The organism is Micromonospora sp. R311, assembly GCF_056780015.1.
Genome location: NZ_JBSWCE010000006.1, coordinates 15,817 through 41,286, shown reverse-complemented (window position 1 = coordinate 41,286; position 25,470 = coordinate 15,817). Strand labels below are relative to the sequence as shown.

The 25,470-nt window shown below is 74.8% G+C and carries 25 protein-coding genes and 1 riboswitch; of the genes, 22 read left to right on the top strand and 3 right to left on the bottom strand.

What is annotated here, in order from left to right:
- Window positions 1-3: 3 nt before the first annotated feature.
- Both fmt and AC1WTP_RS06510 read left to right on the top strand, forming a co-directional pair.
- The gene (gene fmt, locus AC1WTP_RS06515; RefSeq protein WP_481648317.1) at window positions 4-930 is read left to right on the top strand and encodes a methionyl-tRNA formyltransferase; all 927 of its coding nucleotides are present in this window, start codon (window positions 4-6) and stop codon (window positions 928-930) included.
- The gene (locus AC1WTP_RS06510) at window positions 927-2,480 is read left to right on the top strand and encodes an RsmB/NOP family class I SAM-dependent RNA methyltransferase (protein ID WP_481648316.1); all 1,554 of its coding nucleotides are present in this window, start codon (window positions 927-929) and stop codon (window positions 2,478-2,480) included. Before fmt ends, AC1WTP_RS06510 begins: the two co-directional genes overlap by 4 nt.
- A 50-nt stretch (window positions 2,481-2,530) precedes the next feature.
- Here AC1WTP_RS06510 and AC1WTP_RS06505 read toward each other — a convergent pair whose 3' ends face one another.
- Complete coding sequence (locus AC1WTP_RS06505) at window positions 2,531-3,421, bottom strand: septum formation family protein (protein WP_481648315.1); 891 nt, start codon at window positions 3,419-3,421, stop codon at window positions 2,531-2,533.
- A gap of 87 nt (window positions 3,422-3,508) precedes the next feature.
- Window positions 3,509-4,396, bottom strand: a complete 888-nt coding sequence (locus tag AC1WTP_RS06500; RefSeq protein ID WP_481648314.1) for a septum formation family protein — start codon at window positions 4,394-4,396, stop codon at window positions 3,509-3,511.
- Window positions 4,397-4,649: 253 nt separating this feature from the next.
- Between AC1WTP_RS06500 and rpe the strand changes: the two genes are divergently transcribed.
- The 20 genes from rpe (at window position 4,650) to AC1WTP_RS06400 (ending at window position 23,626) form a co-directional block, all read left to right on the top strand.
- Entirely contained in the window at window positions 4,650-5,330 is a 681-nt protein-coding gene (gene rpe, locus AC1WTP_RS06495) for a ribulose-phosphate 3-epimerase (protein ID WP_481648313.1), read from the top strand.
- 1 nt (window position 5,331) lies between these two features.
- Window positions 5,332-6,309, top strand: coding sequence for a GGDEF domain-containing response regulator (locus AC1WTP_RS06490; protein ID WP_481648312.1), 978 nt, complete (start codon window positions 5,332-5,334; stop codon window positions 6,307-6,309).
- Between the two features lie 56 nt (window positions 6,310-6,365).
- Window positions 6,366-6,536, top strand: a riboswitch (FMN riboswitch).
- Between the two features lie 165 nt (window positions 6,537-6,701).
- Window positions 6,702-7,763 (top strand): bifunctional diaminohydroxyphosphoribosylaminopyrimidine deaminase/5-amino-6-(5-phosphoribosylamino)uracil reductase RibD, encoded by a 1,062-nt coding sequence (ribD, locus tag AC1WTP_RS06485; RefSeq protein ID WP_481648311.1) that lies wholly within the window; start codon window positions 6,702-6,704, stop codon window positions 7,761-7,763.
- A gap of 1 nt (window position 7,764) precedes the next feature.
- Window positions 7,765-8,463: a riboflavin synthase gene (locus AC1WTP_RS06480; RefSeq protein ID WP_481648310.1), complete on the top strand. Its 699-nt coding sequence runs from the start codon at window positions 7,765-7,767 to the stop codon at window positions 8,461-8,463.
- The gene (gene pnuC / locus AC1WTP_RS06475) at window positions 8,463-9,161 is read left to right on the top strand and encodes a nicotinamide riboside transporter PnuC (protein ID WP_481648309.1); all 699 of its coding nucleotides are present in this window, start codon (window positions 8,463-8,465) and stop codon (window positions 9,159-9,161) included. Before AC1WTP_RS06480 ends, pnuC begins: the two co-directional genes overlap by 1 nt.
- A complete protein-coding gene (locus tag AC1WTP_RS06470; protein ID WP_481648308.1) occupies window positions 9,158-10,426 on the top strand; it encodes a bifunctional 3,4-dihydroxy-2-butanone-4-phosphate synthase/GTP cyclohydrolase II in 1,269 nt (422 codons plus the stop codon). The genes pnuC and AC1WTP_RS06470 overlap by 4 nt, the downstream gene beginning before the upstream one ends.
- Window positions 10,427-10,428: 2 nt before the next feature.
- A complete protein-coding gene (gene ribH, locus AC1WTP_RS06465) occupies window positions 10,429-10,929 on the top strand; it encodes a 6,7-dimethyl-8-ribityllumazine synthase (RefSeq protein ID WP_481648307.1) in 501 nt (166 codons plus the stop codon).
- A 344-nt stretch (window positions 10,930-11,273) separates the two neighbouring features.
- Window positions 11,274-11,537, top strand: coding sequence for a phosphoribosyl-ATP diphosphatase (locus AC1WTP_RS06460; RefSeq protein WP_120331238.1), 264 nt, complete (start codon window positions 11,274-11,276; stop codon window positions 11,535-11,537).
- Between the two features lie 46 nt (window positions 11,538-11,583).
- Complete coding sequence (hisG, locus tag AC1WTP_RS06455) at window positions 11,584-12,429, top strand: ATP phosphoribosyltransferase (protein WP_481648306.1); 846 nt, start codon at window positions 11,584-11,586, stop codon at window positions 12,427-12,429.
- Entirely contained in the window at window positions 12,426-13,538 is a 1,113-nt protein-coding gene (locus tag AC1WTP_RS06450) for a DMT family transporter (protein WP_481648305.1), read from the top strand. The genes hisG and AC1WTP_RS06450 overlap by 4 nt, the downstream gene beginning before the upstream one ends.
- A complete protein-coding gene (locus AC1WTP_RS06445; protein WP_481648304.1) occupies window positions 13,535-14,008 on the top strand; it encodes a PH domain-containing protein in 474 nt (157 codons plus the stop codon). Before AC1WTP_RS06450 ends, AC1WTP_RS06445 begins: the two co-directional genes overlap by 4 nt.
- Window positions 14,009-14,357: 349 nt before the next feature.
- Window positions 14,358-14,969, top strand: coding sequence for a translation initiation factor IF-3 (infC, locus tag AC1WTP_RS06440; RefSeq protein ID WP_481648303.1), 612 nt, complete (start codon window positions 14,358-14,360; stop codon window positions 14,967-14,969).
- A gap of 20 nt (window positions 14,970-14,989) precedes the next feature.
- Window positions 14,990-15,184 (top strand): 50S ribosomal protein L35, encoded by a 195-nt coding sequence (gene rpmI / locus AC1WTP_RS06435; RefSeq protein WP_441158206.1) that lies wholly within the window; start codon window positions 14,990-14,992, stop codon window positions 15,182-15,184.
- 31 nt (window positions 15,185-15,215) lie between these two features.
- On the top strand, window positions 15,216-15,608 hold the full coding sequence (gene rplT / locus AC1WTP_RS06430; RefSeq protein ID WP_481648302.1) for a 50S ribosomal protein L20: 393 nt from the start codon (window positions 15,216-15,218) through the stop codon (window positions 15,606-15,608).
- 50 nt (window positions 15,609-15,658) lie between these two features.
- Window positions 15,659-16,477 (top strand): TrmH family RNA methyltransferase, encoded by an 819-nt coding sequence (locus tag AC1WTP_RS06425; protein WP_481648301.1) that lies wholly within the window; start codon window positions 15,659-15,661, stop codon window positions 16,475-16,477.
- 216 nt (window positions 16,478-16,693) lie between these two features.
- Window positions 16,694-17,782: a phenylalanine--tRNA ligase subunit alpha gene (gene pheS, locus AC1WTP_RS06420; RefSeq protein WP_481648300.1), complete on the top strand. Its 1,089-nt coding sequence runs from the start codon at window positions 16,694-16,696 to the stop codon at window positions 17,780-17,782.
- A 40-nt stretch (window positions 17,783-17,822) separates the two neighbouring features.
- Window positions 17,823-20,369: a phenylalanine--tRNA ligase subunit beta gene (gene pheT, locus AC1WTP_RS06415; RefSeq protein WP_481648299.1), complete on the top strand. Its 2,547-nt coding sequence runs from the start codon at window positions 17,823-17,825 to the stop codon at window positions 20,367-20,369.
- Between the two features lie 229 nt (window positions 20,370-20,598).
- Window positions 20,599-21,804, top strand: coding sequence for a nucleotide sugar dehydrogenase (locus AC1WTP_RS06410; RefSeq protein WP_481648298.1), 1,206 nt, complete (start codon window positions 20,599-20,601; stop codon window positions 21,802-21,804).
- Window positions 21,801-22,592 (top strand): glycosyltransferase family 2 protein, encoded by a 792-nt coding sequence (locus AC1WTP_RS06405; RefSeq protein ID WP_481648297.1) that lies wholly within the window; start codon window positions 21,801-21,803, stop codon window positions 22,590-22,592. Before AC1WTP_RS06410 ends, AC1WTP_RS06405 begins: the two co-directional genes overlap by 4 nt.
- Before the next feature lie 8 nt (window positions 22,593-22,600).
- Window positions 22,601-23,626: an NAD-dependent epimerase/dehydratase family protein gene (locus tag AC1WTP_RS06400; RefSeq protein WP_481648296.1), complete on the top strand. Its 1,026-nt coding sequence runs from the start codon at window positions 22,601-22,603 to the stop codon at window positions 23,624-23,626.
- A gap of 24 nt (window positions 23,627-23,650) precedes the next feature.
- On the opposite strand, the gene AC1WTP_RS06395 is transcribed toward AC1WTP_RS06400, so the two are convergent.
- Entirely contained in the window at window positions 23,651-25,381 is a 1,731-nt protein-coding gene (locus AC1WTP_RS06395) for a DivIVA domain-containing protein (RefSeq protein WP_481648295.1), read from the bottom strand.
- Window positions 25,382-25,470 lie beyond the last annotated feature (89 nt).

Below are 25,470 nucleotides of genomic sequence, written 5' to 3'. Positions count from 1 at the left end.
CCGGTGCGTGTGATCTTCGCCGGCACCCCGGCCGTCGCCGTCCCGGCCCTGGCCGCCGTGGCGGCCTCCCGCCACGAGCTGGTCGCCGTGGTCACCCGGCCGGACGCGCCCGCCGGGCGGGGCCGTGGCCTGTCCCGGTCCCCGGTCGGCGCGTGGGCCGACGAGCACGGCGTGCCGGTGCTCACCCCGGCCCGCCCGCGCGAGCCGGAGTTCCTGGACCAGCTGCGCGAACTGGCCCCGGACTGCGTCCCGGTGGTCGCCTACGGCGCGCTGGTGCCGCCGGCCGCCCTGGAGATCCCCCGCCACGGCTGGGTCAACCTGCACTTCTCGCTGCTGCCCGCCTGGCGCGGCGCGGCGCCCGTGCAGCACGCCGTGCTGCACGGCGACGAGATCACCGGCGCCAGCGTCTTCCAGCTGGAGGAGGGGCTGGACACCGGCCCGGTCTACGGCACGCTGACCGACGAGATCCGCCCCACGGACACCTCGGGCGACCTGCTGGAGCGGCTCGCCCACTCCGGGGCGGGGTTGCTGGTGGCGGTGCTCGACGCGATCTCCGACGGCACCGCCCGGGCCGAGCCGCAGCCCGCCGACGGCGTGTCGCTGGCACCGAAGCTCACCGTGGAGGACGCCCGGGTGCGCTGGTCGGAGCCGGCCTTCGCGGTGGACCGGCGGATCCGCGCCTGCACCCCGGCCCCGGGCCCGTGGACGACGTTCCGCGGCGAGCGGGTCAAGCTCGGCCCGGTCACGCCGGTGGCCAACGGGCCGGAGCTGAAGCCCGGCGAGCTGCTGGTGGAGAAGTCCCGGGTGCTCGCCGGCACGGCCACCGTGCCGGTGGCCCTCGGCGAGGTGCGCGCGGCGGGCAAGCGGGCGATGCCGGCGAGCGACTGGGCGCGCGGCGCCCGGGTCGCCGCCGGCGAGGTGCTCGCGTGACCGGCCCGGTCGAGCGGCCCTCGGGCGACCGTTCGCCCACCGAGCGACGCGACACCTTTCCCGAGCGACGCGAGGGGCGGCCCGGCGGGGGCCGGCCCGGTCGGGACGAGCGCGGTGAGCGCCCCTCGGGTGGCCGCCGTGCCGAGCGGCCGTACGGCGCCGACCGGCGGGCCGGCGGCCGGGCGCCGCGGCCCGCGGTGGACCTGCCCCGGTACGCGGCCTACCAGGCGGTCGCGGCGGTGCACCGCGACGACGCGTACGCCAACCTGGTGCTGCCGACGATCCTGCGCGACGCGGGGCTGACCGGCCGGGACGCCGCTTTCGCCACCGAGCTGACCTACGGCACGCTGCGCCACCTCGGCACCCTGGACGCGATCCTCACCGACGCCGCCGGCCGCGACGTGCAGCGGATCGACCCGCCGGTACGCGACGCCCTGCGGCTCGGCGCCTATCAGCTGCTGCACACCCGGGTGCCCGCGCACGCGGCGGTCTCCTCGACGGTCGACCTGGTCCGCGCGGTGGGGCCCGGCGCCACCGGGTTCGCCAACGCGGTGCTGCGCGAGGTGGCCGGCCGGGACGCCGACGCCTGGGTGCAGCGGCTCGCCCCACCGCTGGAGAGCGACCCGATCGGGCACCTCGCGCTGGCGTACAGCCACCCGCAGTGGATCGTGCGGGCCTTCGCCGAGGCGCTCGGCGGCGACCTCGGCGAGACCACCCGGCTGCTGATCGAGGACAACGAGCGCCCGCCGGTGCACCTGTGCGCGCGGCCGGGGCTGGCCGACCCGGTGGAGCTGGCCGACGAGGTCGGCGGCGCCCCGGGCGCCTTCTCGCCGTACGCCGTCTACCTCTCCGGCGGGGCGCCCGGTGACCTGCCGGCGCTGGCGCAGGGGCGGGCGCACGTGCAGGACGAGGGTTCCCAGCTGGTGGCGAACGCGCTGGCGACGGCCCCGCTGGACGGGCCGGACGGGCGCTGGCTGGACCTCTGCGCCGGCCCGGGCGGCAAGTCCGGGCTGCTCGGCGCGCTGGTCGCGCAGCGCGGCGGGCGGCTCACCGCGGTCGAGGTGGCCGAGCACCGGGCCCGGCTGGTGTCCCAGGCCACCCGGGGGCTGCCCGTCACCGTGCTGAACACCGACGGGCGCACGGTCGGCGCCGACCCGAAGCTGCCGGAGGAGCACTTCGACCGGGTGCTGGTCGACGCGCCGTGCACCGGGCTCGGCGCGCTGCGCCGCCGGCCGGAGTCGCGCTGGCGGCGGCAGCCGTCCGACCTGCCGCCGTTGACCCGGTTGCAGCGCGAGCTGCTCGCCGCGGCGCTGCGCGCGGTCCGGCCCGGCGGCCTGGTCGCCTACGTGACCTGCTCGCCGCACATCGTGGAGACGCACGTGACGGTCACCGAGTCGGCCCGCCGGGCCGGCGTGCCGGTGGACTTCGTCGACGCGCGGCCGCTGCTGCCGGCCGGCATGCCCGGGCTGGGCGACGGCCCGACCGTGCAGCTCTGGCCGCACCGGCACGGCACCGACGCGATGTTTCTGGCGGTGCTGCGCCGCACCTGAGCGGCGGCTCGGCGGGGCGGCCGGCCGGCCGCCCCGCCGCCGGACGCGGGTCAGGTGATCGGCAGGCCCTTGCTGCCGGCGCCCTTCACCGACCGGGTGAGGTTGCGGTCGCTGACCCAGAGGAAGCACTGCACCCCGCGGTTGCCGTTCTTCCAGTCCTGCTCGAACGGGTGGTAGAAGATCGTGCCGGCCCGGTACTGCAGGTCGCCGTTGTCCGGCACCTTCGCGTACCTGGCGATCAGGGTGCGGCAGGCCCGGTGCACCCGCTTGCTGGTGCGCCGGAACTCGGCGTAGCTGATGTCGGGGGCGTGCCAGACGCCGACGAACTCGGCGCGGTGCTTGCCCGAGCAGGACGCCGGCACCATCTCCCGGATGTCGTCCTTGACCAGCTTCGGGGTGAAGCAGCGGTAGGCCAGCTGGGAGTCGCCGGTCAGCGCCCCGCGCAGGCTGCCGGTGCGCAGGCCGACGGAGGTGTCGTCGAGGCCGTGGATCTCACTGACGTCGCAGCGGAACCAGCGCGCTCCGCCGGCCCAGCCGGGCGGGGACGGGAAGACCACGGCGAGGCCGAGCTTGCCGGAGCGCCAGTCGCCGCCGACCGCCTCGTTGACCGCCTTCTCGCACTCGGCGTGGGCCGCCCGCATGCCGGCGGAGCCGGCCTTCGGGGGCGTGCCGCGCTCGGCGTCCGGGCCGGAGAGGGTGCCCACGAACAGGGTCTCCACCCGGTGCGACGTGCCGCACTCCACCGGGTTGTAGCCGCTGAGGTAGCCGACCTCCTGGAAGGCGACGTGGCAGACGTCGGCGGCGGGGACGAACGGCTGCGGGGCGACCGGGGCCGGCCAGTCGTCGGTGAGGTTCGCGTCCACTCCCGCCGGTGCCCCGCAGCCGGCCAGCGCCAGCGCCGTCACCGCGCCCAGCGCGACCGCCGTCCACCACCGTCGCATCGCCCGACCTCCCCCGCCGATCGTGGTCCGCCCGCCGGCTCGCCGGCCGGCCGTTGCGCCACGGTGCGGCAGCATACGGCACGCCGCTCAGATCGCGGGCAGTCCCTTCGGCCCGACGCCCCGCATCGACCGGGTGAGCTTCCGGTCGTCGCTCCACAGGAAACAGCGCACGCCCCGGTCGCCCTCCTCCCATTCCCGCTGCGACGGGGGGTAGAAGATCGAGCCGGCCCGGTACGGCAGGTCGCTGTTGTTGGGCACGTCGGCGAACGCGGCGATCAGCGCCATGCAGCGCCGGTGCGCCTGCGGTGCGGCGCGGCTGAACTCCGCCCAGGTCATGTCCCGCTCCACGTACACCCCGACGAACTCGGCGCGGTGCGGCTCGGTGCACAGCACCGGGGCCATGTAGTTGAGGTTCTCGCCGATCAGCTTGGGGTCGAAGCAGCGGTGCACCAGCGGGGAGTCGCCGATCATCGTGCCGCGCAGGCTGCCGGTGCGGTTGACCGGCCGGGTGTTGTCGATGCTGTCGGTCTCGCTCAGGTCGCAGCGGAACCAGCGGGCGCCGCCGCGCCAGGCCGGGGCGGACGGCAGCGCGATGTTCAACGTCAGCCGGGCGGAGTGCCAGTCGCCGCCGAGCACCTCGCGGGCCCGCTCGTCGCACTCCCGGCGGGCGGTGCGCAGCGCCGGTGAGCCCGGCTCGGGCCGGTCACCCTCGGCGGCCGCCCCGGTGAAGGTGCCGACGTGGATCGCCTCGGCCAGGTGGTTGCGCGCGCAGTCGACCGTCTCGTAGGTGCTGGCCTGCACGATCGCGGTGATCCGGGGCAGGCAGGCGCCGCTGGCCGGGACGAACAGCTGCGGGGCGCGCAGGGCCGGCCAGTCGTCGGTGAGGTCGCCGTCCGACCCGCCCGGCCGGACACACCCGGCCAGCAGCGCCGTCGCCGTGCCGGCCAGCGTCAGCGCCAGGAGCCACCGTCGCATCGTCCGCCCTTTCCGGGAGCCGACGGCCGTCACCGCGCCCGCCGGCGCGGCGCCGGCGGACGGGCGGTTCCCGTCACCGTCCCTGATGGAGTCTTGCCGCGTTTCCGTCGTTCGGCCAGTCGCCGATGGCTCTTCGTCCGGTTTCCCGGCCCGAGACGGCCAATTCTGCACCATTGGTCACCGCCGGGTCACGGGGTGTCCCGCATGGTGCCGCGCTGCGGGCGGCGGATGGCCGCGTTCGTACACTGGCCCGGTGACCGTACCGCCGCCGATCGTCGCGCCGAGCATCCTGGCCGCCGATTTCGCCCGCCTCGCCGAAGAGGTCCGCGCCGTCGAGAACGCCGCGGACTGGTTGCACGTCGACGTGATGGACAACCACTTCGTGCCGAACCTGACCATCGGGCTGCCCGTGGTGCAGAGCCTGCGCGCCGCCACCCAGCTGCCGTTCGACGTGCACCTGATGATCGAGGATCCGCGGCGCTGGGCCCCCGGCTACGCCGACGCCGGGGCGTACAACGTCACCTTCCACGCCGAGGCGTGCGACGACCCGGTGGCGCTGGCCAAGGACCTGCGCTCGGCCGGCGCCAAGGCCGGGCTGGCCATCGACCGGGACACCCCGATCGAGCCGTACCTGGAGCTGCTGCCCAGCTTCGACACCCTGCTGATCATGACGATCAAGGCCGGCTTCGGCGGCCAGCGGTTCATCCCGCAACTGCTGGACAAGGTCCGCACCGCCCGCCGGCACGTCGCCGGTGGCCACCTGGAGCTGCGCATCGAGGTCGACGGCGGGATCGCCGCCGACACCATCGAGCAGGCCGCCGCCGCCGGCGCCGACGCCTTCGTCGCCGGCACCGCGGTCTACGGCGCGGCCGATCCGGCCGAGGCGGTACGCCACCTGCGGGCGCTCGCGGAACGCGCGGCCACCGGGGCCTGACATGGACCCCGACGGCGACCGCCCGGACGTCATCCTCGTCGTCGACGACGACGAGGACATCGCGCGCTTCGTCGAGTTCAACCTCCGGCTGCACGGCTTCGAGGTGCTGCACGCCAGCGACGGCCAGGAGGCGCTCGAGGTGATCGAGCGGCAGCGGCCCGACCTGGCGGTGGTGGACCTGATGATGCCCCGCATCGACGGTCTGGAGCTGACCCGCCGGCTGCGCGCCGACCCGATGACCTCGGCCCTACCGGTGATCATGCTGACCGCCAAGGGGATGACCTCGGACAAGGTCAACGGCCTCAGCGCGGGCGCCGACGACTACCTGGTCAAGCCCTTCGACACCGCCGAGCTGGTGGCCCGGGTCAGCTCCACGCTGCGCCGCAACAAGGAGTTCCGCGAGGTCTCGCCGCTGACCGGGCTGCCCGGCAACAGCCGGATCCGCCGGGAGATCGCCGACCGGGTCCGCAGCGGCACCGACTACGCGGTCGGCTACATCGACATCGACCGGTTCAAGAGCGTCAACGACCGGTACGGCTTCGTCCGCGGCGACGACTTCATCTCCGCCCTGGCCCGCTGCCTGCACCGGGCGGTGGTCTCGGTGGGCCTGCCCCCGGCCTTCCTCGGCCACGTCGGCGGCGACGACTTCGTCATCGTCTGCACCCCGGAGCAGGTCCTGCCGCTGACCTCCCGGGTCTCCACCGACTTCGAGCAGGCCGCCGACGCGCTCTACGACCCGGACGACGCCGCCCGCGGCTACGTCGAGCTGAAGGACCGGCGCGGCAACATCCGCCGGGCCGCCCTGGTCACTCTCTCCATCGGCGTCTCCGTCTCCGACGCCGGCAAGCGCTTCACCGATCCGCTCGAGGCGATCGCGGTCGCCTCGGAGATGAAGACGGTGGCGAAGAGCCAGCCGGGGTCGTACGTGGCTGTCGACCGGCGCCGCGGGGTCAGCGACCCCCACCGTCATGTGAAGTAGCTCGCCTCGGTGGCGACACCCCCCGTCGAGCGTGTAAGACTGCCGGTGTACCCACCACGCGCTGGCGGGACTCGGTGTAATTCCGAACCGGCGGTGATCCACGGCCTTCCGTGGTAAGCCCGCGACCCGGACGGCTCTGCCGCCCGGTGGACCTGGTGAGAATCCGGGGCCGACGGTTGGGTGCGGGCACGCCCGCTCCCAGACAGTCCGGATGGGAGACAGCGCGCGGGACGGATGGGCCGTGCCCGGCCGCCGATGTCGGCGTGCCGTGCCGCCCCCCGGGTCGGCTGTGCCGTACCCGGATCTCCGCCGCCGCCTGCCCTCGGCCTGTCGGCCGATGCCTCCCCGACCGCCCGCGCACGGACCGGCGAGTGAGAGGGCAGGGCAGGGCGATGACCGGCGTCTCCGTCGACGAGGCGATGCGTCGCGCGATCGAACTCGCCGCGCGCGGGCTCGGCACGACCAGTCCCAACCCGGTGGTGGGCTGCGTGCTGCTCGACGCCGGCGGCGAGGTCGTCGGGGAGGGCTTCCACGCGTACGCCGGCGGGCCGCACGCCGAGATCGTCGCGCTCGCCCAGGCGGGGGAGCGCGCCCGTGGCGGCACCGCGGTGGTCACCCTGGAACCCTGCGACCACACCGGTCGCACCGGCCCCTGCAGCACCGCGCTGGTCCAGGCGGGCGTGGCCCGGGTGGTGATCGCGGTGCCCGACCCGAACCCGGTCGCCTCCGGCGGCGCGGCCACCCTGCGCGCCGCCGGCATCCAGGTCGACCTGGGCGTCCGCGCCGCCGAGGCGGAGGCCGGCAACATCGCCTGGCTCACCTCGATGCGCCGCGGCTGGCCGTACGTGATCTGGAAGTACGCGGCGACCCTGGACGGCCGGTCCGCCGCGGCCGACGGCACCAGCATGTGGATCACCTCCGAGGCGGCCCGGATCGACGTGCACGCGCTGCGCGGCACCGTCGACGCGGTGCTGGTCGGGGTGGGCACGGTGCTCGCCGACGACCCCCGGCTCACCGCCCGCAACCTGCGCGACGGCACCCTGGCCATCCGGCAGCCGCTGCGGGTGGTGGTGGACAGCGCCAGGCGTACCCCGGCCGACGCCCGCGTCCGCGACGGCGCCGCGCGGACCTGGATCGCCACCGCCGAGGAGGTCGGAGCCGGCCCGGACGGCCGGGTCGACCTGCCCGCGCTGCTCGCCGCGCTGCACGGGCGCGGGGTCCGCGCGGTGCTGCTGGAGGGCGGCCCCCGGCTGGCCGGCGCGTTCCTGGCCGCCGGCCTGGTCGACAAGATCGTCGGCTACGTCGCGCCCCGGCTGCTCGGCGCGGGCCCGACCGCGTTGGTCGACGCCGGTGTGACGACCATCGCCGAGGCAATCGACCTGGAGTTCATCGACGTTACCCAGATCGGTCCCGATCTGCGGATCACCGCGCTGCCCCGGAAGAGGGAGGGCTGACATGTTCACCGGCATCGTCGAGGAGTTGGGTGAGGTCGTCCGGGTGACCGGGACGGCGGGGGACTCGGCACTGGTCGCGGTCCGCGGCCCGCTGGTCACCTCCGACGCCCGGCACGGGGACTCGATCGCGGTCAACGGCGTCTGCCTGACCGTGGTCGACGTCGCCGACGGGACCTTCACCGCCGACGTGATGGGCGAGACGCTGCGCCGCTCCGCGCTCGGCGCGCTGCGCCCGGGCGACCCGGTCAACCTGGAGCGGGCCGCCGCGCTCGGCAGCCGGCTCGGCGGGCACCTGGTGCAGGGCCACGTCGACGGGGTCGGCGAGGTGCTCTCCCGGGAACCGGCGGAGCAGTGGGAGACGGTCCGGTTCCGGCTCCCCGCCGCCCTCGCCCGGTACGTGGTGGAGAAGGGCTCGATCACCGTCGACGGGGTCTCGCTGACCGTCGCCGACGTCGGGGCGGACTGGTTCGCCGTCGGGCTGATCCCGACCACCCTGAAGCTGACCACGCTCGGCGCCCGGGGCGTCGGCGACCCGGTCAACCTCGAGGTGGACGTGCTGGCCAAGTACGTCGAGCGGCTGCTCGGCGACCGGCTCCCCGTCGCCGGCCCGCCGACCGGCCCCGGCGGCGCCCCGGCCGACGCCGCCCCGGAGCAGGCCGGCGGGGTGGACGGCGCGGCGCCGATGGGCGGGGTGGCCTGATGGGCCCGCTGCACTGGCTGCTGGACGCGCAGGTGAGCATCGCCGGGTCCCCGGTGCTGGTCCGGGAGATCGTCGGCAACGGCTTCGGGCTCGCCTCCGCGCTGTTCGGCCTGCGCCGGCTGGTCTGGGCCTGGCCGGTCGGCATGATCGGCAACGCGCTGCTGTTCACCGTCTTCCTCGGCGGGGTGTTCGCCACCCCGCAGGCGCACGACCTGTACGGGCAGGCCGGCCGGCAGGTCTTCTTCTTCGCGGTCAGCCTGTACGGCTGGTGGCGCTGGTCGCGGACCCGCCGGCTCGGCGCCGCACCGGACCGGACCGCGGTGGCCCCCCGCTGGGCCACCGCCCGGGAGCGGCTCGGCCTGCTGGCCGCCGCCGCCCTCGGCACCGCGGCGGCCTACCCGGTGCTCGCCGCGCTCGGCTCCTGGGGGCCGCTGCCGGACGCCTGGATCCTCACCGGCAGCCTGCTCGCCACCTACGGCATGGCCCGCGGCTGGGTGGACTTCTGGCTGATCTGGATCGCCGTCGACGCGGTCGGCGTGCCGCTGCTGCTGCGTGGCGGCTTCTACCCGTCGGCGGCCATGTACCTGGTCTACGGCGCCCTCTGCGCCTGGGGCCTGGTCAGCTGGTGGCGCACCTCGCGGGCGCTCCGGCCGGCCACCACCGCAATCCCGTCGACCTACTCGGAGGCAGTCGCATGACCACCACCTTCGCCAGCATCGAGCAGGCGGTGGCGGACATCGCCGCCGGACGGCCCGTCGTCGTGGTCGACGACGCCGACCGGGAGAACGAGGGCGACCTGATCTTCGCCGCCGAACTGGCCAGCACCGAACTGGTCGCGTTCATGGTCCGGTGGACCTCCGGCTACATCTGCGTGCCGCTGACCGAGAGCGAGTGCGACCGGCTGGACCTGCCGCCGATGCACCACACCAACCAGGACCGGCGCGGCACCGCCTACACGGTGACCGTGGACGCCCGGGAGGGGGTGAGCACCGGCATCTCCGCGGCCGACCGGGCGCACACCATCCGGCTGCTCGCCGACCCCGGCACCGACCCCACCGACCTGGCCCGCCCGGGGCACGTGGTGCCGCTGCGCGCCCGCGAGGGCGGCGTGCTGCGCCGACCCGGGCACACCGAGGCCGCCGTCGACCTGACCCGGCTGGCCGGCCTGCGCCCGGCGGGCGTGCTCTGCGAACTGGTCAACGACGACGGCACCATGATGCGGGTGCCGGACCTGGAGAAGTTCTGCGCCGAGCACTCCCTGACGATGATCACCATCGCCGACCTGATCGCCTACCGGCGGCGTACCGAGAAGCAGGTCGAGCTGGTCGCCGAGGCGCGGATGCCCACCGAGCACGGGGTGTTCCGGGCGCTCGGCTACCGCAGCGAGCACGACCCGGCGGAACACGTCGCGATGGTCTACGGCGACCTCGGCGACGGCCAGGACGTGCTGGTCCGGGTGCACTCCGAGTGCCTCACCGGGGACGTGTTCGGCTCGCTGCGCTGCGACTGCGGCCCGCAGTTGAACGCCGCGCTGGCCCGGGTGGCGGCGGAGGGCCGGGGGGTGGTGCTCTACGTGCGCGGGCACGAGGGGCGGGGCATCGGCCTGCTGCACAAGCTGCAGGCGTACCAGTTGCAGGACCTGGGCCGCGACACCGTGGACGCGAACCTCGACCTCGGCCTGCCCGCCGACGCCCGCGACTACGGCACCGGCGCGCAGATCCTCTACGACCTCGGCGTGCGGTCGATGCGCCTGCTCACCAACAACCCGGCCAAGCGCGCCGGGCTGGAGGGATACGGCCTGACCATCACCGGTCGCGAAGGGCTGCCGGTCCGGCCGCACCCGGAGAACGTGCGCTACCTGCGGACGAAGCGGGACCGGATGGGGCACCTGCTGGACGAGTTGGACGAGGTGGCCGAGGCGCCGGCGAGCCGGCTGGCCACGGGCGACGAGATCGGAGCGTAGACATGGCGGGATTCGGCGAACCCGGGGTGGGCGTGGTGGACGCCGCCGGGATGACGGTCGGCGTGGTCGCCGCTCGCTGGCACGGCGAGCTGACCGACCACATGCTCGACCGGGCGGTGGCCGCCGCCGAGGCGTGCGGGGCGCGGGCCGTGGTGGCCCGGGTGGCCGGCTCGGTGGAGCTGCCGGTGGTGGCCCAGGCGCTCGCCCGCCGCTGCGACGTGGTGGTCGCGCTCGGCGTGGTGGTGCGGGGCACGACCGCGCACTTCGACTACGTCTGCCGGTCGGTCACCGACGGGCTGACCCGGGTGGCGCTGGACGAGGGGAAGCCGGTGGCGCACGGGGTGCTCACCGTGAACACCATCGAGCAGGCCCGGGACCGGGCCGGACTGCCCGGCTCGGCCGAGGACAAGGGCTGGGCGGCCACCGTCGCCGCGCTCGACGCCGCGCTGGCCATCCGGGGCCTGGCCGCCGGCAACGGGCACCGGGTCGGCTTCGCCGGCTGACCCGGTCGGCCGTCCGACGCGCGGGTCCGCACGGCCGGCGGCGTGTCGCCACAGCTCGCCACATCGCCCCGCGAGCGCGATACCTCAGAGTCATCAAAATGACTCTGAGGTATCGCGCTCGTTCGGCCGTGGCCCACCATGCCGGGATGTCGAACCCGACTGGTCACCCCGCTCGGCAGCAGGCTCCGGCGACAGCGCGAGTCGCGCGAACTCGACCAGCGACGCGGTGCTGGCGCGGCCGGTCCTGGTCGGGCGATCCTCCGCCGTGTTCCGGGACGGTCCCGGTCGGTGAGCGGAAGCTGACCCGGCGCACGCCCTGGTGGGGCGGCTGGAAGAATCGCGGCGTGAAGACGTTCGAGGAGTTGTTCGCCGAGCTGCAGGCCAAGGCCGCCGCCGGCACCCCGGGCTCGGGCACGGTCGCCGCGCTCGAGCGGGGCGTGCACTTCATCGGCAAGAAGGTCGTCGAGGAGGCGGCCGAGTCGTGGATGGCCGCCGAGCACGAGGGCCGGGAGCGGGCCGCCGAGGAGATCTCGCAGCTGCTCTACCAGACCCAGGTGCTGATGCTCGCCACCGGTCTCGAACTGAAGGACGTCTACCGACATCTGTGAGTGCGCCCCCGCCGTTGATCCGTCACGATCGAAGGAGCACTCCGTCATGCTGCGTGTCGCCGTACCCAACAAGGGCACCCTGGCCGAGCCGGCCGCCCAGATGCTGCGCGAGGCGGGCTACCGCCAGCGCACCGACCCGAAGGACCTGGTCTGCCGGGACGAGTCCAACGACCTCCAGTTCTTCTACCTGCGCCCGAAGGACATCGCCACCTACGTCGGCTCCGGTGACCTCGACCTCGGCATCACCGGCCGGGACCTGCTGATCGACTCCGGGGCGCCGGCCGAGGAGGTGGTCGACCTCGCCTTCGGCCGGGCCACCTTCCGGTTCGCCGCCCGACCCGACGACATCGACTCGGTGCAGGAGCTGGGCGGGCACCGGATCGCCACCGCGTACCCCGGGCTGGTCGAGCGGCACCTCGCCGACCTGGGCGTCAAGGCCGACGTGATCCGGCTGGACGGGGCGGTGGAGAACGCCGTCCGGCTCGGTGTCGCCGACGTGGTGGCCGACGTGGTGGAGACCGGCGCCACGCTCCGCCAGGCCGGGCTGGTGGTCTTCGGCGAGCCGCTGCTGCGCTCCTCGGCGGTGCTGGTGCGCCGCGCCGGCGCCGCCACCCACCCGCAGGCCGAGCAGCTGCTGCGCCGGCTGCACGGGGTGCTGGTCGCCCGCCGCTACGTGATGCTGGCGTACGACGTGCCGGCCGGGCTGCTCGACCGGGCCAGCTCGCTGACCCCGGGCATCGAGTCGCCGACGGTCTCCCCGCTGCACCGGGAGGGCTGGGTCGCGGTGCAGGCGATGGTGCTCCGCGACGACGTGCACCGGATCATGGACGAGCTGTACGAGCTCGGCGCGCGCGCCATCCTGGTCACCAACATCCACGCCTGCCGGCTGTGACCCGGCCGGCGCCGCCGCCCGGGCACCGTCCGGCCCGTCCCGAGACGCCGGCGGCGACCCGGCCGGCGCCCGGGGTGGCGCGGCCGGCCGGGCCGGCCGCCCCGCCGCCGCGCCGTACGGCCGGGCCGGCCCGCCCGCGGGCGGCGCGCGGACCGCTGCCCTCGTGGGTGGCGCTCGCCCTGGTCACCCTCGCCGGTGTCGCCTCCGCGGCCCAGGGGGCGGCGAACGGGGAGCTGGGCACCCGGGTCGGGCACGCCACGCTGGCCGCGGTGGTCAACAACCTCGGCGGCACCCTGCTGGTCGTCCTCGGGCTCGCCGCCCTGCCGTCCATGCGGACCGGGCTGGCCGCGCTGCGCCACCAGCGGCTGCCCTGGTGGTCCTACCTGGGCGGGCTGGGCGGGGCGGCGATCGTGGTGCTCGGCGCGTACGTGGTGCCGGCGCTCGGGGTCGCGGTCTTCACCATCGCCCAGGTCGCCGGGGGCAGCCTCGGCGGCCTGGCGGTGGACCGGGCCGGGCTCGCCCCGGTCGGCCGGCTCGCCCTCACCGGCCCCCGGGTCGCCGGTGGGCTGCTCGGCGTGGCGGCGGTGGCGCTGGCCCAGCTCGGCCAGCCGGTCGGGGAGCTGGCGGTCGGCCTGGTCCTGCTCGCCGTCGCCGGCGGGGTCGCGGTCGCCCTCCAGTCCGCGCTGAACGGCCGGGTCTCCGCGGCCAGTTCGGCCGCCGCCGGCGTGGCGGTCAACTTCGCGGTCAGCACCCCGGCGGTCCTGCTGGTCGCCGCGCTCGCCGGCGCCCTCACCGGGCCGGCTCCCCGCTGGCCCGCCGACTGGTACCTCTACACCGGCGGGCTGCTCGGGGTGGCCATCGTGGCCGGCCTGGTGGTCGGGGTCCGCGCGGCGGGGGTGCTGCGCACCGGGCTGGCCCTGGTCGCCGGTCAGCTCGGCGGGGCGCTGCTGCTGGACACGCTGCTGCCGGGCGGCCCCGGTGCCCGGCCGGCGGTGTTGGCCGGCGCGGCGCTGACCCTGCTGGCGGTCGTGGTCGCCGGCCGCGGGCCCGGTCGGCCCCGTGTGGCGGCGGAACCCGCGCCGGGGGCGGGTGGCAGACTGGTGGGGTGAGCGACACCGAGCTGATCCGTCTCCGGCCCCGCCGCATCCGGCTGGTCTGCTGGACCTCGGCGGCCCTGCTGCTGATCGTCTTCAGTCTGGTGGCCACCTCGCTGAGCGGCCCGACCGGCGACGGCTACGGCACCTTCCAGCGCGGCGACCAGATCGCCATGGTCGGTCTCGGGGTGTTCGGCGCGCTCGGCTTCCTGCTCTTCACCCGCCCCCGGGTGGAGGCGGACGCGCGCGGCGTGCGGGTACGCAACGTCATCGGCTCGTACGACCTGCCGTGGGAGGTCGTCCGGGGTGTCCGGTTCGACCGGGGCGCCCCGTGGGCCAGCCTGGAGCTGCACGACGACGATCTGGTCCCGATGGTCGCCCTGCAGGCGGCCGACAAGGAACTGGCCGTCGAGGGGGTCCGCGCCCTGCGCCGGCTGCACCAGTCCCACCAGGCCCACCTGGCCCAGCCCCCCACCCCCCGCTGACCCGCCCCCGGAACCGCCCGCCGACCGTTGGGGTGTCGGTTTGGGGGGTGGTGGGGGGAGGGTGTAGTGTTGTCGAGTCGACCAAGCTGGCTCCGCGTGCGAGCAGACAGCGATGAAAGTGGAGCGCCTGCTCCCACCCGAGTCGCCGCCACGGTGGCCGGGTCCGGTCCCCGGTTCCGGGCACACCCCGGCGCCGGATGCGCGATCATGTGATCGTGCCGACCGGTCGAGCGGGCCCTGGCATGCGCCGGGGCCTTCTGCTTTCCGGGTCGGTTCCCACCCGGGGACCGCGGGGTCGGCACGCAGCAGAAACTCGACTCGAGGAGGCCCCATCAGCGTCGAACCACGCGTGAACGAGCAGATCCGGGCACGTGAGGTCCGACTGGTCGGCCCTGAGGGTGAGCAGGTGGGCATCGTCCCGCTGGAGCGCGCCCTTCAGCTGGCCGCGGACGTCGACCTGGACCTGGTCGAGGTTGCGCCGATGGCGCGCCCGCCGGTGTGCAAGCTCATGGACTTCGGCAAGTTCAAGTACGAGAGCGCACTCAAGGCGCGCGAAGCGCGGCGTAACCAGCAGCAGACCGTCATCAAGGAGATGAAGCTCCGGCCGAAGATCGACCCGCACGACTACGAGACCAAGAAGGGTCACGTGGTGCGGTTCCTCAAGGCCGGCGACAAGGTCAAGGTGACGATCATGTTCCGCGGTCGCGAGCAGAGCCGCCCGGAGCTGGGCTACCGGCTCCTGCGCCGGCTCGAGTCGGAGATCTCGGAGCTGGGGTACGTCGAGGCCGCGCCGAAGCAGGACGGCCGAAACATGATCATGGTGCTCGCGCCGCACCGCGCCACCAAGGCCGCCGCCACGGCCGCCCGTGGCGGCGTACTACCGCGGGGCGAGCGGGAATCCGGCGCCGCTGAGGCGCCGACGGCCGAGGCGGCCGGACCCGCCGGGACCACCGGCGAGTAACAGGGGAGAAGACGTTCCACATGCCGAAGATGAAGAGCCACACGGGGATGGGCAAGCGGGTCAAGGTGACCGGCAAGGGCAAGATCGTTGCCCAGCAGGCCGGCCTCCGGCACAACCTGGAGAAGAAGTCCTCCACCCGGACCCGCCGGCTGACCGGCACCGTCGAGCTGGCCAAGGCCGACGTGAAGCGCATCAAGAAGCTGCTCGGCCGCTGACGCGCGCCACCTGACGTAAGAAGGAGTTGAGATGGCACGCGTCAAGCGGGCTGTGAACGCCCAGAAGAAGCGCCGTACCCTGCTGGAGACCGCGAGCGGCTACCGCGGTCAGCGCTCCCGGCTGTACCGCAAGGCCAAGGAGCAGGTGCTGCACTCGATGCAGTACGCCTACCGGGACCGCCGCGACCGCAAGGGCGACTTCCGGCAGCTGTGGATCCAGCGGATCAACGCGGGTGCCCGGGCCAACGGGATGACCTACAACCGCCTGATCCAGGGCCTGAAGCTGGCCGGCGTCGAGGTCGACCGCAAGATCCTCGCCGACCTGGCCGTCAACGACGCCACCGCGTTCGCGGGGATCGTCGAGATCGCCCGGGCCGCGGTCGCGGCCGAGGGCACCGGCGGCGCGGCGGCCCAGGCCGCCTGATCACCGGCAACTGAGCGAGGCGCCCCTTGTCACCAGGGGGCGCCTCGTCCATGCCGGAGGAGACCATGCTCTTCACGCCGCGTACGCCCCGGATCGTGGCCGCCCGCCGACTGCACCGCCGCCGGGACCGCGAGGCCACCGGCCGGTTCCTGGCCGAGGGGCCGCAGGCGGTCCGCGAGGCGCTGGCCCGGCCCGGGGTGGTCACCGAACTGTTCGGCACCCCGGCCGCGCTGGACCGGTACGCCGACCTGGCCGCCCGCGCCGCCGGCGGGGGCGTGCCGGTCTCCCCGGTGACCGAGGACGCGCTCACCGCGCTGGCCGAGACCGTCGCCCCGCAGGGGCTCGTGGCGGTCTGCCGGCACCTCGACGTGCCGCTGGAGCGGGCGTTGACCGCGGCGCCCCGGCTGGTCGCCGTGCTCGCCGAGATCCGCGACCCGGGCAACGCCGGCACGGTGCTGCGCACCGCCGACGCCGCCGGGGCCGGCGCGGTGGTCTTCGCCGGCGACGCCGTCGACCCGTACAACGGCAAGTGCGTGCGGGCCTCGGCCGGCAGCCTGTTCCACGTCGACGTGGTCCGCGCGGCGGACCCGGTGGCCGTGGTCGCCGCGCTGCGCGCCGCCGGGCTCACCGTCCTCGCCACCACCGGATACGGCGAGGACGACCTGGACGACCTCGCCGACGCCGGCCGGCTGGCCGCCCCCACCGCCTGGCTCTTCGGCTCCGAGGCGCACGGGCTGTCCGAGCCGCTCACCGCCGCCGCCGACGCCCGGGTCCGGGTGCCGCTGCACGGGCGCGCGGAGAGCCTCAACCTGGCTGCGGCCGCGGCGGTCTGCCTGTACGCTTCAGCGAGAGCACAGCGGCGGCCGTGACCCCGGCCGCCCGAGGCACCGACCGCAGGGGAGAGCGTCCGTCCATGAACGCGCCACGGCGTTCGTTTAGCCAGCCCGCCGGTGTCGGCGGGCGGCGGGCCTGACCTGCTTTCCGCGCAACTCCCACCGGCGGGCTGCGGCACAGCCGCGCGTCCGTAGACTCGCTTCGCCGGCCCGTGAGGGCTTGGCGCCGCCGTGAGGGAGTGCCCGTACGCCATGAGCTACCGCAACGATCCGTACGACCCGAAGCAGGTCGCCCTGCTCGATCCGGCCGCCCTGGCCGAGGCCGTCGCCGCCGCCGAGAAGGCCTTCGCCGCGGCCGGTGACCCGGACGCGCTCACCGCGCTGCGCCCGGCGCACCTCGGTGACCGGGCCCCGGTCTCGCTGGCCCGCCGAGAGATCGGCGCGCTGCCGCCGGCCGCGAAGGCCGACGCCGGCAAGCGGGTCAACGAGGCCCGCCGCGCCATCGAGACCGCGTACGCCGCCCGCCAGGAGATCCTGGAACGGGAGCAGGCCGAGCGGGTGCTGGTCGAGGAGCGGGTCGACGTGACGCTGCCCTACGACCGCCGTCCGCGCGGCGCCCGGCACCCGATCAGCACGCTGATGGAGCAGATCAGCGACCTGTTCATCGGGATGGGCTACGAGGTGGCCGAGGGCCCCGAGGTCGAGCTGGAGTGGACCAACTTCGACGCCCTCAACATCCCGGCCGACCACCCGGCCCGCGGCCTGATGGACACGTTCCACATCGCACCCGCCGGGGAGCCCGGCGACTCGCCGGGCTCCGGTCTGGTCCTGCGTACGCACACCTCGCCGGTGCAGGCGCGCACCATGCTGACCCGCCAGCCGCCGATCTACGTGGTGGTGCCCGGCCGGGTCTACCGCACCGACGAACTGGACGCCACCCACGCCCCGGTCTTCCACCAGGTGGAGGGGCTGGTGGTGGACAAGGGCATCACGATGGCGCACCTGCGCGGCACGCTCGACCACTTCGCCCGGGCCATGTTCGGCGAGGGCGCGAAGACCCGGTGGCGGCCGCACTACTTCCCGTTCACCGAGCCGTCCGCCGAGTTCGACGTCTGGTTCCCCGAGCACCGGGACGGCCCGCAGTGGGTCGAGTGGGGCGGTTGCGGCATGGTCAACCCGCGGGTGCTGCGCGCCTGCGGCATCGACCCGGAGGTCTACTCCGGATTCGCCTTCGGCATGGGCATCGACCGGACGGTGATGGTCCGGCACGGGGTCAGCGACATGCGGGACCTGGCCGAGGGGGACGCGCGGTTCACCCGCGCGTTCGGGGTCGAGGCGTAGGGCGATGCGGGTACGAGTTACGGAGACGGTGGTCTGAGTCATGCGAGTTTCTGTCAGTTGGCTGCGGGAGTACGTCGACCTCCCCGCCGACCTGCCCACCGGCGACCTGGAGCAGGCCCTGGTCGACCTCGGCATCGAGGTCGAGTCCGTGGTGGACCTGCGGGAGACCGTCACCGGCCGGCTGGTGGTCGGCGAGGTGCGCGAGATCGAGGAGCTGACCGGCTTCAAGAAGCCGATCCGGTTCTGCCGGGTCGACGTCGGGGACGCCAACGGCACCGGTGAGCCGCAGGAGATCGTCTGCGGGGCGACCAACTTCGCCCCCGGCGACCGGGTCGTGGTGATCCTCCCGGGTGGCGTGCTGCCCGGTGGCTTCGCCATCGGCGCGCGCAGGACCTACGGCCGCAACTCCAACGGCATGATCTGCTCCGCGAAGGAACTGGGGCTGGGCGACGACCACGCCGGCATCCTGGTGCTGCCGCCGGACAGCCCGGCCAAGCCGGGCGACGACGCGCGGCCCGTGGTGGGGCTCGACGACGTCGTGGTCGAGGTGGAGATCACCCCGGACCGCGGGTACGCGTTGAGCGTGCGCGGCCTGGCCCGGGAGCTGTCGCACGCGCTCGGCGTGCCGTTCCGCGACCCGGGCCTGACGCCCGCGCCGGCCGGCACCGGGGCGCCGGCGTACCCGGTGGAGGTGCGCGACACCGTCGGCTGCGACCGGTTCGCCGCCCGGATGGTGCGCGGCGTCGACCCGACCGCGCAGAGCCCGGCGTGGATGCAGCGGCGGCTCACCCAGGCCGGCGTGCGCGCCATCTCGCTGGCGGTCGACATCACCAACTACGTGATGCTCGAACTCGGCCAGCCGATGCACGCCTTCGACGCCGACCGGATCACCGGTCCGCTGGTGGTGCGCCGCGCCGAGCGGGGCGAGAAGCTGACCACCCTGGACGGCGTGACCCGCGTGCTCGCCGCCGAGGACATGGTGATCTGCGACGGCACCGGACCGGTCTCGCTCGCGGCGGTGATGGGCGGGGAGACCAGCGAGGTGGTGGCGAGCACCACGAACGTGCTCCTCGAGGCCGCCCACTGGGACCCGGTGATGGTCGGGCGCACCGCGCGCCGGCACAAGCTGTTCAGCGAGGCCGCCAAGCGCTGGGAGCGGGGCGTCGACCCGGCGCTGCCGCTGGTCGCCCTGGAGCGGGCGGTCCGGCTGCTCACCGAGCACGGCGGCGGCGCCGCCGGCGCGGAGATCCTGGACATCGACCACGTCCGGCCGCGTACCCCGGTGGTGCTGCCGGTCGACCTGCCCAGCCGGCGGGTCGGCGTCACGTACCCGCCGGCGCGGGTGGCCGCCCTGCTCGAGCAGGTCGGCTGCACGGTGGTCCAGGGCACCGACCGGCTGGCCGAGGACCCGGGCGAGGTCGGCGTCGCCGCCGGCGACGGGGCAGTGCTGACCGTCACCCCGCCGAGCTGGCGGCCGGACCTGCTGCACCCGGCCGACCTGGTCGAGGAGGTGGTCCGCCTCGACGGGTACGACCGGGTGCCGTCGGTGCTGCCGCTGGCGCCCGCCGGCCGCGGGCTGACCTGGCAGCAGCGGCGCCGCCGCGCGGTCTCCCGGTCGCTGGCCGAGCGGGGGTACGTCGAGGTGCTCGCGCACCCGTTCGTCGCCCCGGAGCTGGCCGACCTGCTCGGCCTGCCCGAGGACGACCCGCGGCGGCGCGCGGTGCGGCTGGCCAACCCGCTGTCCGAGGAGGAGCCGCTGCTGCGCACCACGCTGCTCGGCCCGCTGCTCGGCATCGCCAAGCGCAACCTCGGCCGGGGCCTGCGGGACCTCGCGCTCTACGAGATCGGCGCGGTCTTCCAGCCGCGTCCGGGCGCCGGCCGCCCGCCCGCGATGGGTGTGGCGCACCGGCCCACCGAGGCCGAGTTCGCCGCCGCCGACGCGGTGCTGCCGCACCAGCCCCGGCACGTCGCGGTGGTGCTCACCGGCGACATCGAGCCGGCCGGCTGGTGGGGCGCCGGCCGGGCGGCCGGCTGGGCGGACGCGGTCGAGGCCGGCCGGGGGGTGCTCGCCGCCGCCGACATCCCCGGGCACCGGATCGAGGTCCGGGCCGCCGAGTACGCGCCGTGGCACCCGGGCCGCTGCGCCGAGCTGCTGGTCGACGGCGAGGTGGTCGGGCACGCCGGTGAGCTGCACCCGACGGTCGTGGCGGCGCTGGAGCTGCCCCGGCGTACCTGCGCCATGGAGCTGGACCTGGACGCGGTGCCGGCGGCGCCGGCCGCGCCCGGGCCGACCGTCTCCACCTTCCCGCCGGCGCTGATCGACGTGGCGCTGGTGGTCGACGAGTCGGTGCCCGCGGCGCGGGTGCAGCGGGCGCTGGTCGAGGGCGCCGGCGAGCTGCTGGAGGCGGTGCGGTTGTTCGACGTGTACGCCTCCGAGCAGCTCGGCGCGGGCCGCAAGTCGCTGGCGTACAAGCTCACCTTCCGCGCCCCGGACCGGACGCTGACGGTGGAGGAGGCGGTGGCCGCCCGGGACGCGGCGGTCGCCCGCGCCGCGGAACTGGTCGGCGCCACCCTGCGCGGCTCCTGACCGGCGACGGAGGCCCCTCTCGCTGTGCCGAGGGGAGGGGCCTCCGGCACCTCCTGCACCGCCCGTGCCGCTCCGGCGAGCACGTCACCACGGACAGTGAGACATCGGCCGAAAGGCCAACGGCGATGGGATGTTCGGTTACCCGCGAGTCACATCGCAGCGGATAACCTGCTTGGATTCCGACTGACGCCGGAACCACACCCCCCGCCACCCCCACGGGAGTCGAGACATGTCCGAGGATCCGCCGGTCAGCATGGTCGACGTCTGCATCGTGGGCGGCTGTGGCCGGGTCGGCCTGCCGCTCGGCATCGCGTTCGCCGCGCGCGGGCTCTCGGTGGTGCTGTACGACATCAACGCGGACGCGGTCGCCACGGTCAACGCGGCCACCCTGCCCTTCGCCGAGCCGGGTGCGGCCGAGGCGCTCGCCGAGGCGGTGGCCGCCGGTCGGCTGCGGGCGACCACCGACCCGGCCAGCGTCGGCGTCTCCGAGCACCTCGTCGTGGTGGTCGGCACCCCGGTCGACGAGCACCTCAACCCGGATCTCTCCGCCGTGCCGCGGGCGTTGGAGCGGTGCGCCGAGCACCTGCGCGAAGGCCAGCTCATCGTGCTGCGCAGCACCGTCTACCCGGGCGTCACCGCGCTGACCGAGAAGCTGCTGGCCGGCAAGGGCATCCGCGTCGACGTGGCGTTCTGCCCGGAGCGGATCGCCGAGGGCCGGGCGATGACCGAGCTCTTCGCGCTGCCGCAGATCGTCGCGGCGCGTACGCCGGAAGCGCTGGCCCGGGCGGAGAAGCTGTTCCGGCACCTGACCGACCAGATCGTGCCGCTCGAGCCGGAGGAGGCCGAGCTGGCGAAGTTGTTCACCAACACCTGGCGGTACATCAAGTTCGCCACCGCCAACCAGTTCTGGATGATGGCCAACGACTTCGGGCTGGACTTCGCCCGGATCCGGCACGCGGTGGCGTTCGACTACCCGCGCGCGGCGGACCTGCCGATGCCCGGCTTCGCCGCCGGGCCGTGCCTGTTCAAGGACACCATGCAGCTGGCCGCCTTCAACCGCAACAACTTCGTGCTCGGCCACTCAGCGATGTTGATCAACGAGGGGCTGCCGCTGTACCTGGTGTCCCGGTTGGAGGACCGGTTCGACCTGTCCGAACTCACCGTGGGCATCCTCGGCATGGCGTTCAAGGGCGGCAGCGACGACCCGCGGGAGAGCCTGGCGTACAAGCTGCGCAAGATCCTGGCGCTGAAGACCCGCGAGACGCTCTGCACCGACCCGTACGTGGCCGACGAGCGGCTGGTCGACCTCGACGAGGTGCTGCGCCGCGCCGACCTGCTGGTCATCGCGGCCCCGCACGAGCAGTACGCCCGCCTGGCGACCGACAAACCGGTGATCGACATGTGGGGGCTGACCGGGCAGGGGGTGCGGGTGTGAAGCCGCGGGTCTCGGTGATCGTCCCGGTCTACAACGAGGGCGCGGCGATCCGGCGCTGCCTGGAGCGGATGCTGCGGGAGGTGCTGCTCCCCGCCGAGGTGCTCATCGTGCACGACATGCCCGACGACACCACCGTCCCGTACGCCGAGGAGGTGGCCCGAAGCGATCCCCGGGTGCGGACCGTGCTTAACACCTACGGCCGGGGGCCGGCCAACGCGATCCGGTTCGGCATCGACGCCGCCCGGGCCCCGGTCGTGGTGGTGACCATGGCCGACGGCTGCGACGACCCGCGCCAGATCGACGAGCTGGCCCGGCTGGTCGACCGGGGGGTGGTCGTCGCGGCGGCGTCCCGCTACATGCCGGGCGGGCAGCAGGTCGGCGGCCCCCGGCTCAAGCGCATGCTGTCGCGCTGGGCCGGCCGCAGCCTCTACACGTTCGCGCGGGTCGGCACCCGCGACGCCACCAACAGCTTCAAGGCGTACGACGCGGCATTCGTCCGGGAGGTGGGGATCGAGTCCCGCACCGGCTTCGAGATCGGCCTGGAGCTGACCGCCAAGGCCAACCGGTTGCGGTTGCCGGTGGCCGAGATCCCGACGATCTGGCTGGACCGCCCGCTGGGCGAGTCGCACTTCGATCTGGGCCGCTTCCTCCCCGGCTACCTGCGGTGGTACTTCTTCGCCTACGGTCGACGACTGAGCCGGGAGAAGCTGGCCGCGCGGACGGGCGCCGTCGCCGTGCCGCGCCAACCGGACCCGCGGCACAGCAGCGAGTACGAGAAGACTGGATAGGAGTGCACGTGGCGAAGGTCCTGGTGACGGGTTCGGCCGGGTTCATCGGCGGTTACCTGGTCGAGGAACTGCTGCAACGGGGCCACGAGGTGGTCGGGGTCGACAACTTCTCCAAGTACGGCCCGGTCACCCACAGCTACGACGACCACCCCCGGTTCCGCTTCGTCGAGGGCGATGCCCGCGACGTCGACCTGCTCACCGAGCTGCTCGACGGCTGCGACCACCTGGTCGCCGGCGCGGCGATGATCGGCGGCATCTCCTACTTCCACGCGTACGCCTACGACCTGCTCGCCACCAACGAGCGGATCATGGCGGCCACCTGTGACGCGGCGATCCGGGCGCACCGGGAGGGCCGGCTGGCCAAGGTCACCTACCTCTCGTCCTCGATGGTGTTCGAGTCCACCGACCGCTGGCCCAGCCGCGAGGGGGACGAGCGGCGCATCCCGCCGCCGCTGTCGTCGTACGGCTTCCAGAAGCTCGCCGTGGAGTACTACGCGCGGGCCGCCTGGGAGCAGTACCAGCTGCCCTACACCATCGTCCGGCCCTTCAACTGCGTCGGTGTCGGTGAGGGGCGGGCCCTGGGCCAGGCCGAGGTGCTCTCCGGCAACGTCAAGCTGGCCATGTCCCACGTGGTGCCCGACCTGGTGCAGAAGATCGTCAAGGGGCAGGACCCGCTGCACATCCTCGGCGAGGGCAATCAGGTGCGGCACTACACCTACGGCGGTGACCTGGCCCGCGGCATCGCCACCGCGATCGAGCACCCGGCGGCCCGCAACGAGGACTTCAACCTCTCCACCGCGGAGTCGACCACCGTCCTCGACCTGGCCGAGCTGATCTGGCACAAGATCAAGGGTCCGGACGCGCCGTTCCGGCACGTCTCCGACGAGCCCTACCGGTACGACGTGCAGAAGCGGGTGCCGGACGTGACGAAGTCCCGGGAGGTGCTCGGCTTCACCGCCACCACCTCGCTGGACGAGATGCTCGACGAGGTCATCCCCTGGGTGACCCGCGCGGTCGACGAGGGGCGCCTCTGACCGAGGCGCCACCCCGCCGGCGGCTCAGCCGGTGACCACCGCCTCGCCGTCACGTCGCTGGTCGGCACCGTCGCCCGGGCGCCGGTCGAGCCCGTCGACCGCCGCCGGGTGCGCGGGCCGGGGAAACCACTCTGCGGCCGACCGGCCGTCGGGGGCGTCCTGGCCGCCGTCCGCGGCGGGCTGCCGGTCGGTGCCCGCCGCCCACACCCCGGCGTCGGTCCGGCCCGCCGCCCGGGTGACCGGCCCGGCGTCCACCGGAGCCTCGTCGGCCTCCGCCGTGGTCGTCCGCCCGGCGTCCGGCATGGCTCCCGCCTCCGGCGCGGCCGGGTCGGCGGCGCTGATCGCCCGTCCGGCGTCCGGAGTGGCCCGGTGGTCCTCCGGGGCGTCCGGGTCGGCGTCGGCGGTGCCCGCCGGCGTGGCCCGGCCACTCTCCGGATCGGCCGGCCCCGCGGCACCGGCCGCCGCCCGGCCGCTCTCCAAGTCGGCCGGCTCCGCGGCGCCGTTGCCGTGGCGGGCGGCCACCATCGGGTACTCCGCGGTCTCGCTGCCGCCCGCGGCCGCCGCCATCACCGCCGCCGCGGCCAGGTCGGCCACCCGCTTCGCCTCGCGGCGCACCCGGGCGCGGACCTCCCGGGCGTGCTGTTCGGCCGCCTCGGCCGCCTGCCGGGCCGCGTCCAGCCGGGCCGCCTCGTCGGCCAGGTCCCGGTGGACATCGCCGAGCCGCCGCTGCAGCTGCACCAGCTCCCGCTCCGCGCCCGCGCAGTCCTGGCGGGCCTGGGCGAGCTGCTGCTGGGCGGTCTCCAGCTCCGCGCCCACCTGGGCCAGCGCCTGCCGCCGCTCGGTGATCTCCTGCTGGACGACGGCAAGCTGTTCCCGGTGCGCGGCGTCCTGCTCGTCGGCGTGCTCGCGCAGCTCGGTGGCGTACCGCTGCGACTCGGCGACGAGCGACGCGAGTTCCTCCTCGACCGCCGCGCGCTGGTCGGCCAGCTCCTGCTCGACCGCGGCGCGCCGCTCGGTGAGCTCCCGCTCCACGCCCGCCCGCCACTGGGTCAGCTCCTGCTGTCCGCGGGCGCGGGCCGCCTGCACCTCCTGCTGGATCTGGGTACGGGCGGCCTTGGTGAGCGCCTCGGCGGCGTTGCGGGCCTGCTCGACCTGCTGCGCGCTCTGCTCGCTGAGCCGCTGCGCCTCCTGCACCGCCCGCTGGTGGGCGGCCTCGCCCTCGGCCCGCGCCTGCTCGGCCGCCGCGCGCGTCTCGGCCAGCTCCGCCTCGGCCGCCGCCTGCCGTTCCGCGTACGCCTGCTCCTGCTCGGCGCGGCGCGCCGCGGTCTCCTCCTCCAGGGACTGCAGGGCCTGGGTGACGCGCTCCCGGGCCGCGGCCAGCACCGCCTCGGCCTCGCTGTGCAGCTCCGCGGCGCGCTGCTCGGCCGCGCCGGTGATCGCCTCGGCCTGCTTCTCGGCCAGCCCGATGATCTGCTCGACCATCGGCCCGAGGTCGCTGAAGGAGGCCCGCTCCACCTGTGCCGGGCGTTGGCGCAGCTCGGTCAGCTCGGCGCGGAGCCGCTGCACCTGGGCATCGAGTGCCCGGATCTCGGCGGTCGCCTGTTCCCGTTCGGCGGTCACCGCCGCGAGCCGGCCGTCGAGCTGCTCGACGTAGCGGTCGACCTGCCGCTTGTCGTAGCCGCGCAGCGCGGTCTCGAACCCCGGCCGCCCGGCCGAGTCGTCGCGCACCGGGTGCGGCTCTTCGCCGTTGGACATGGGCCATCCTCCGTACGATTCCCGAGCGTCCCGCCGACGTGCCGAACCGCCCACCGGCGACGATGTCGCGCAACGCTACCGCCGCGCCG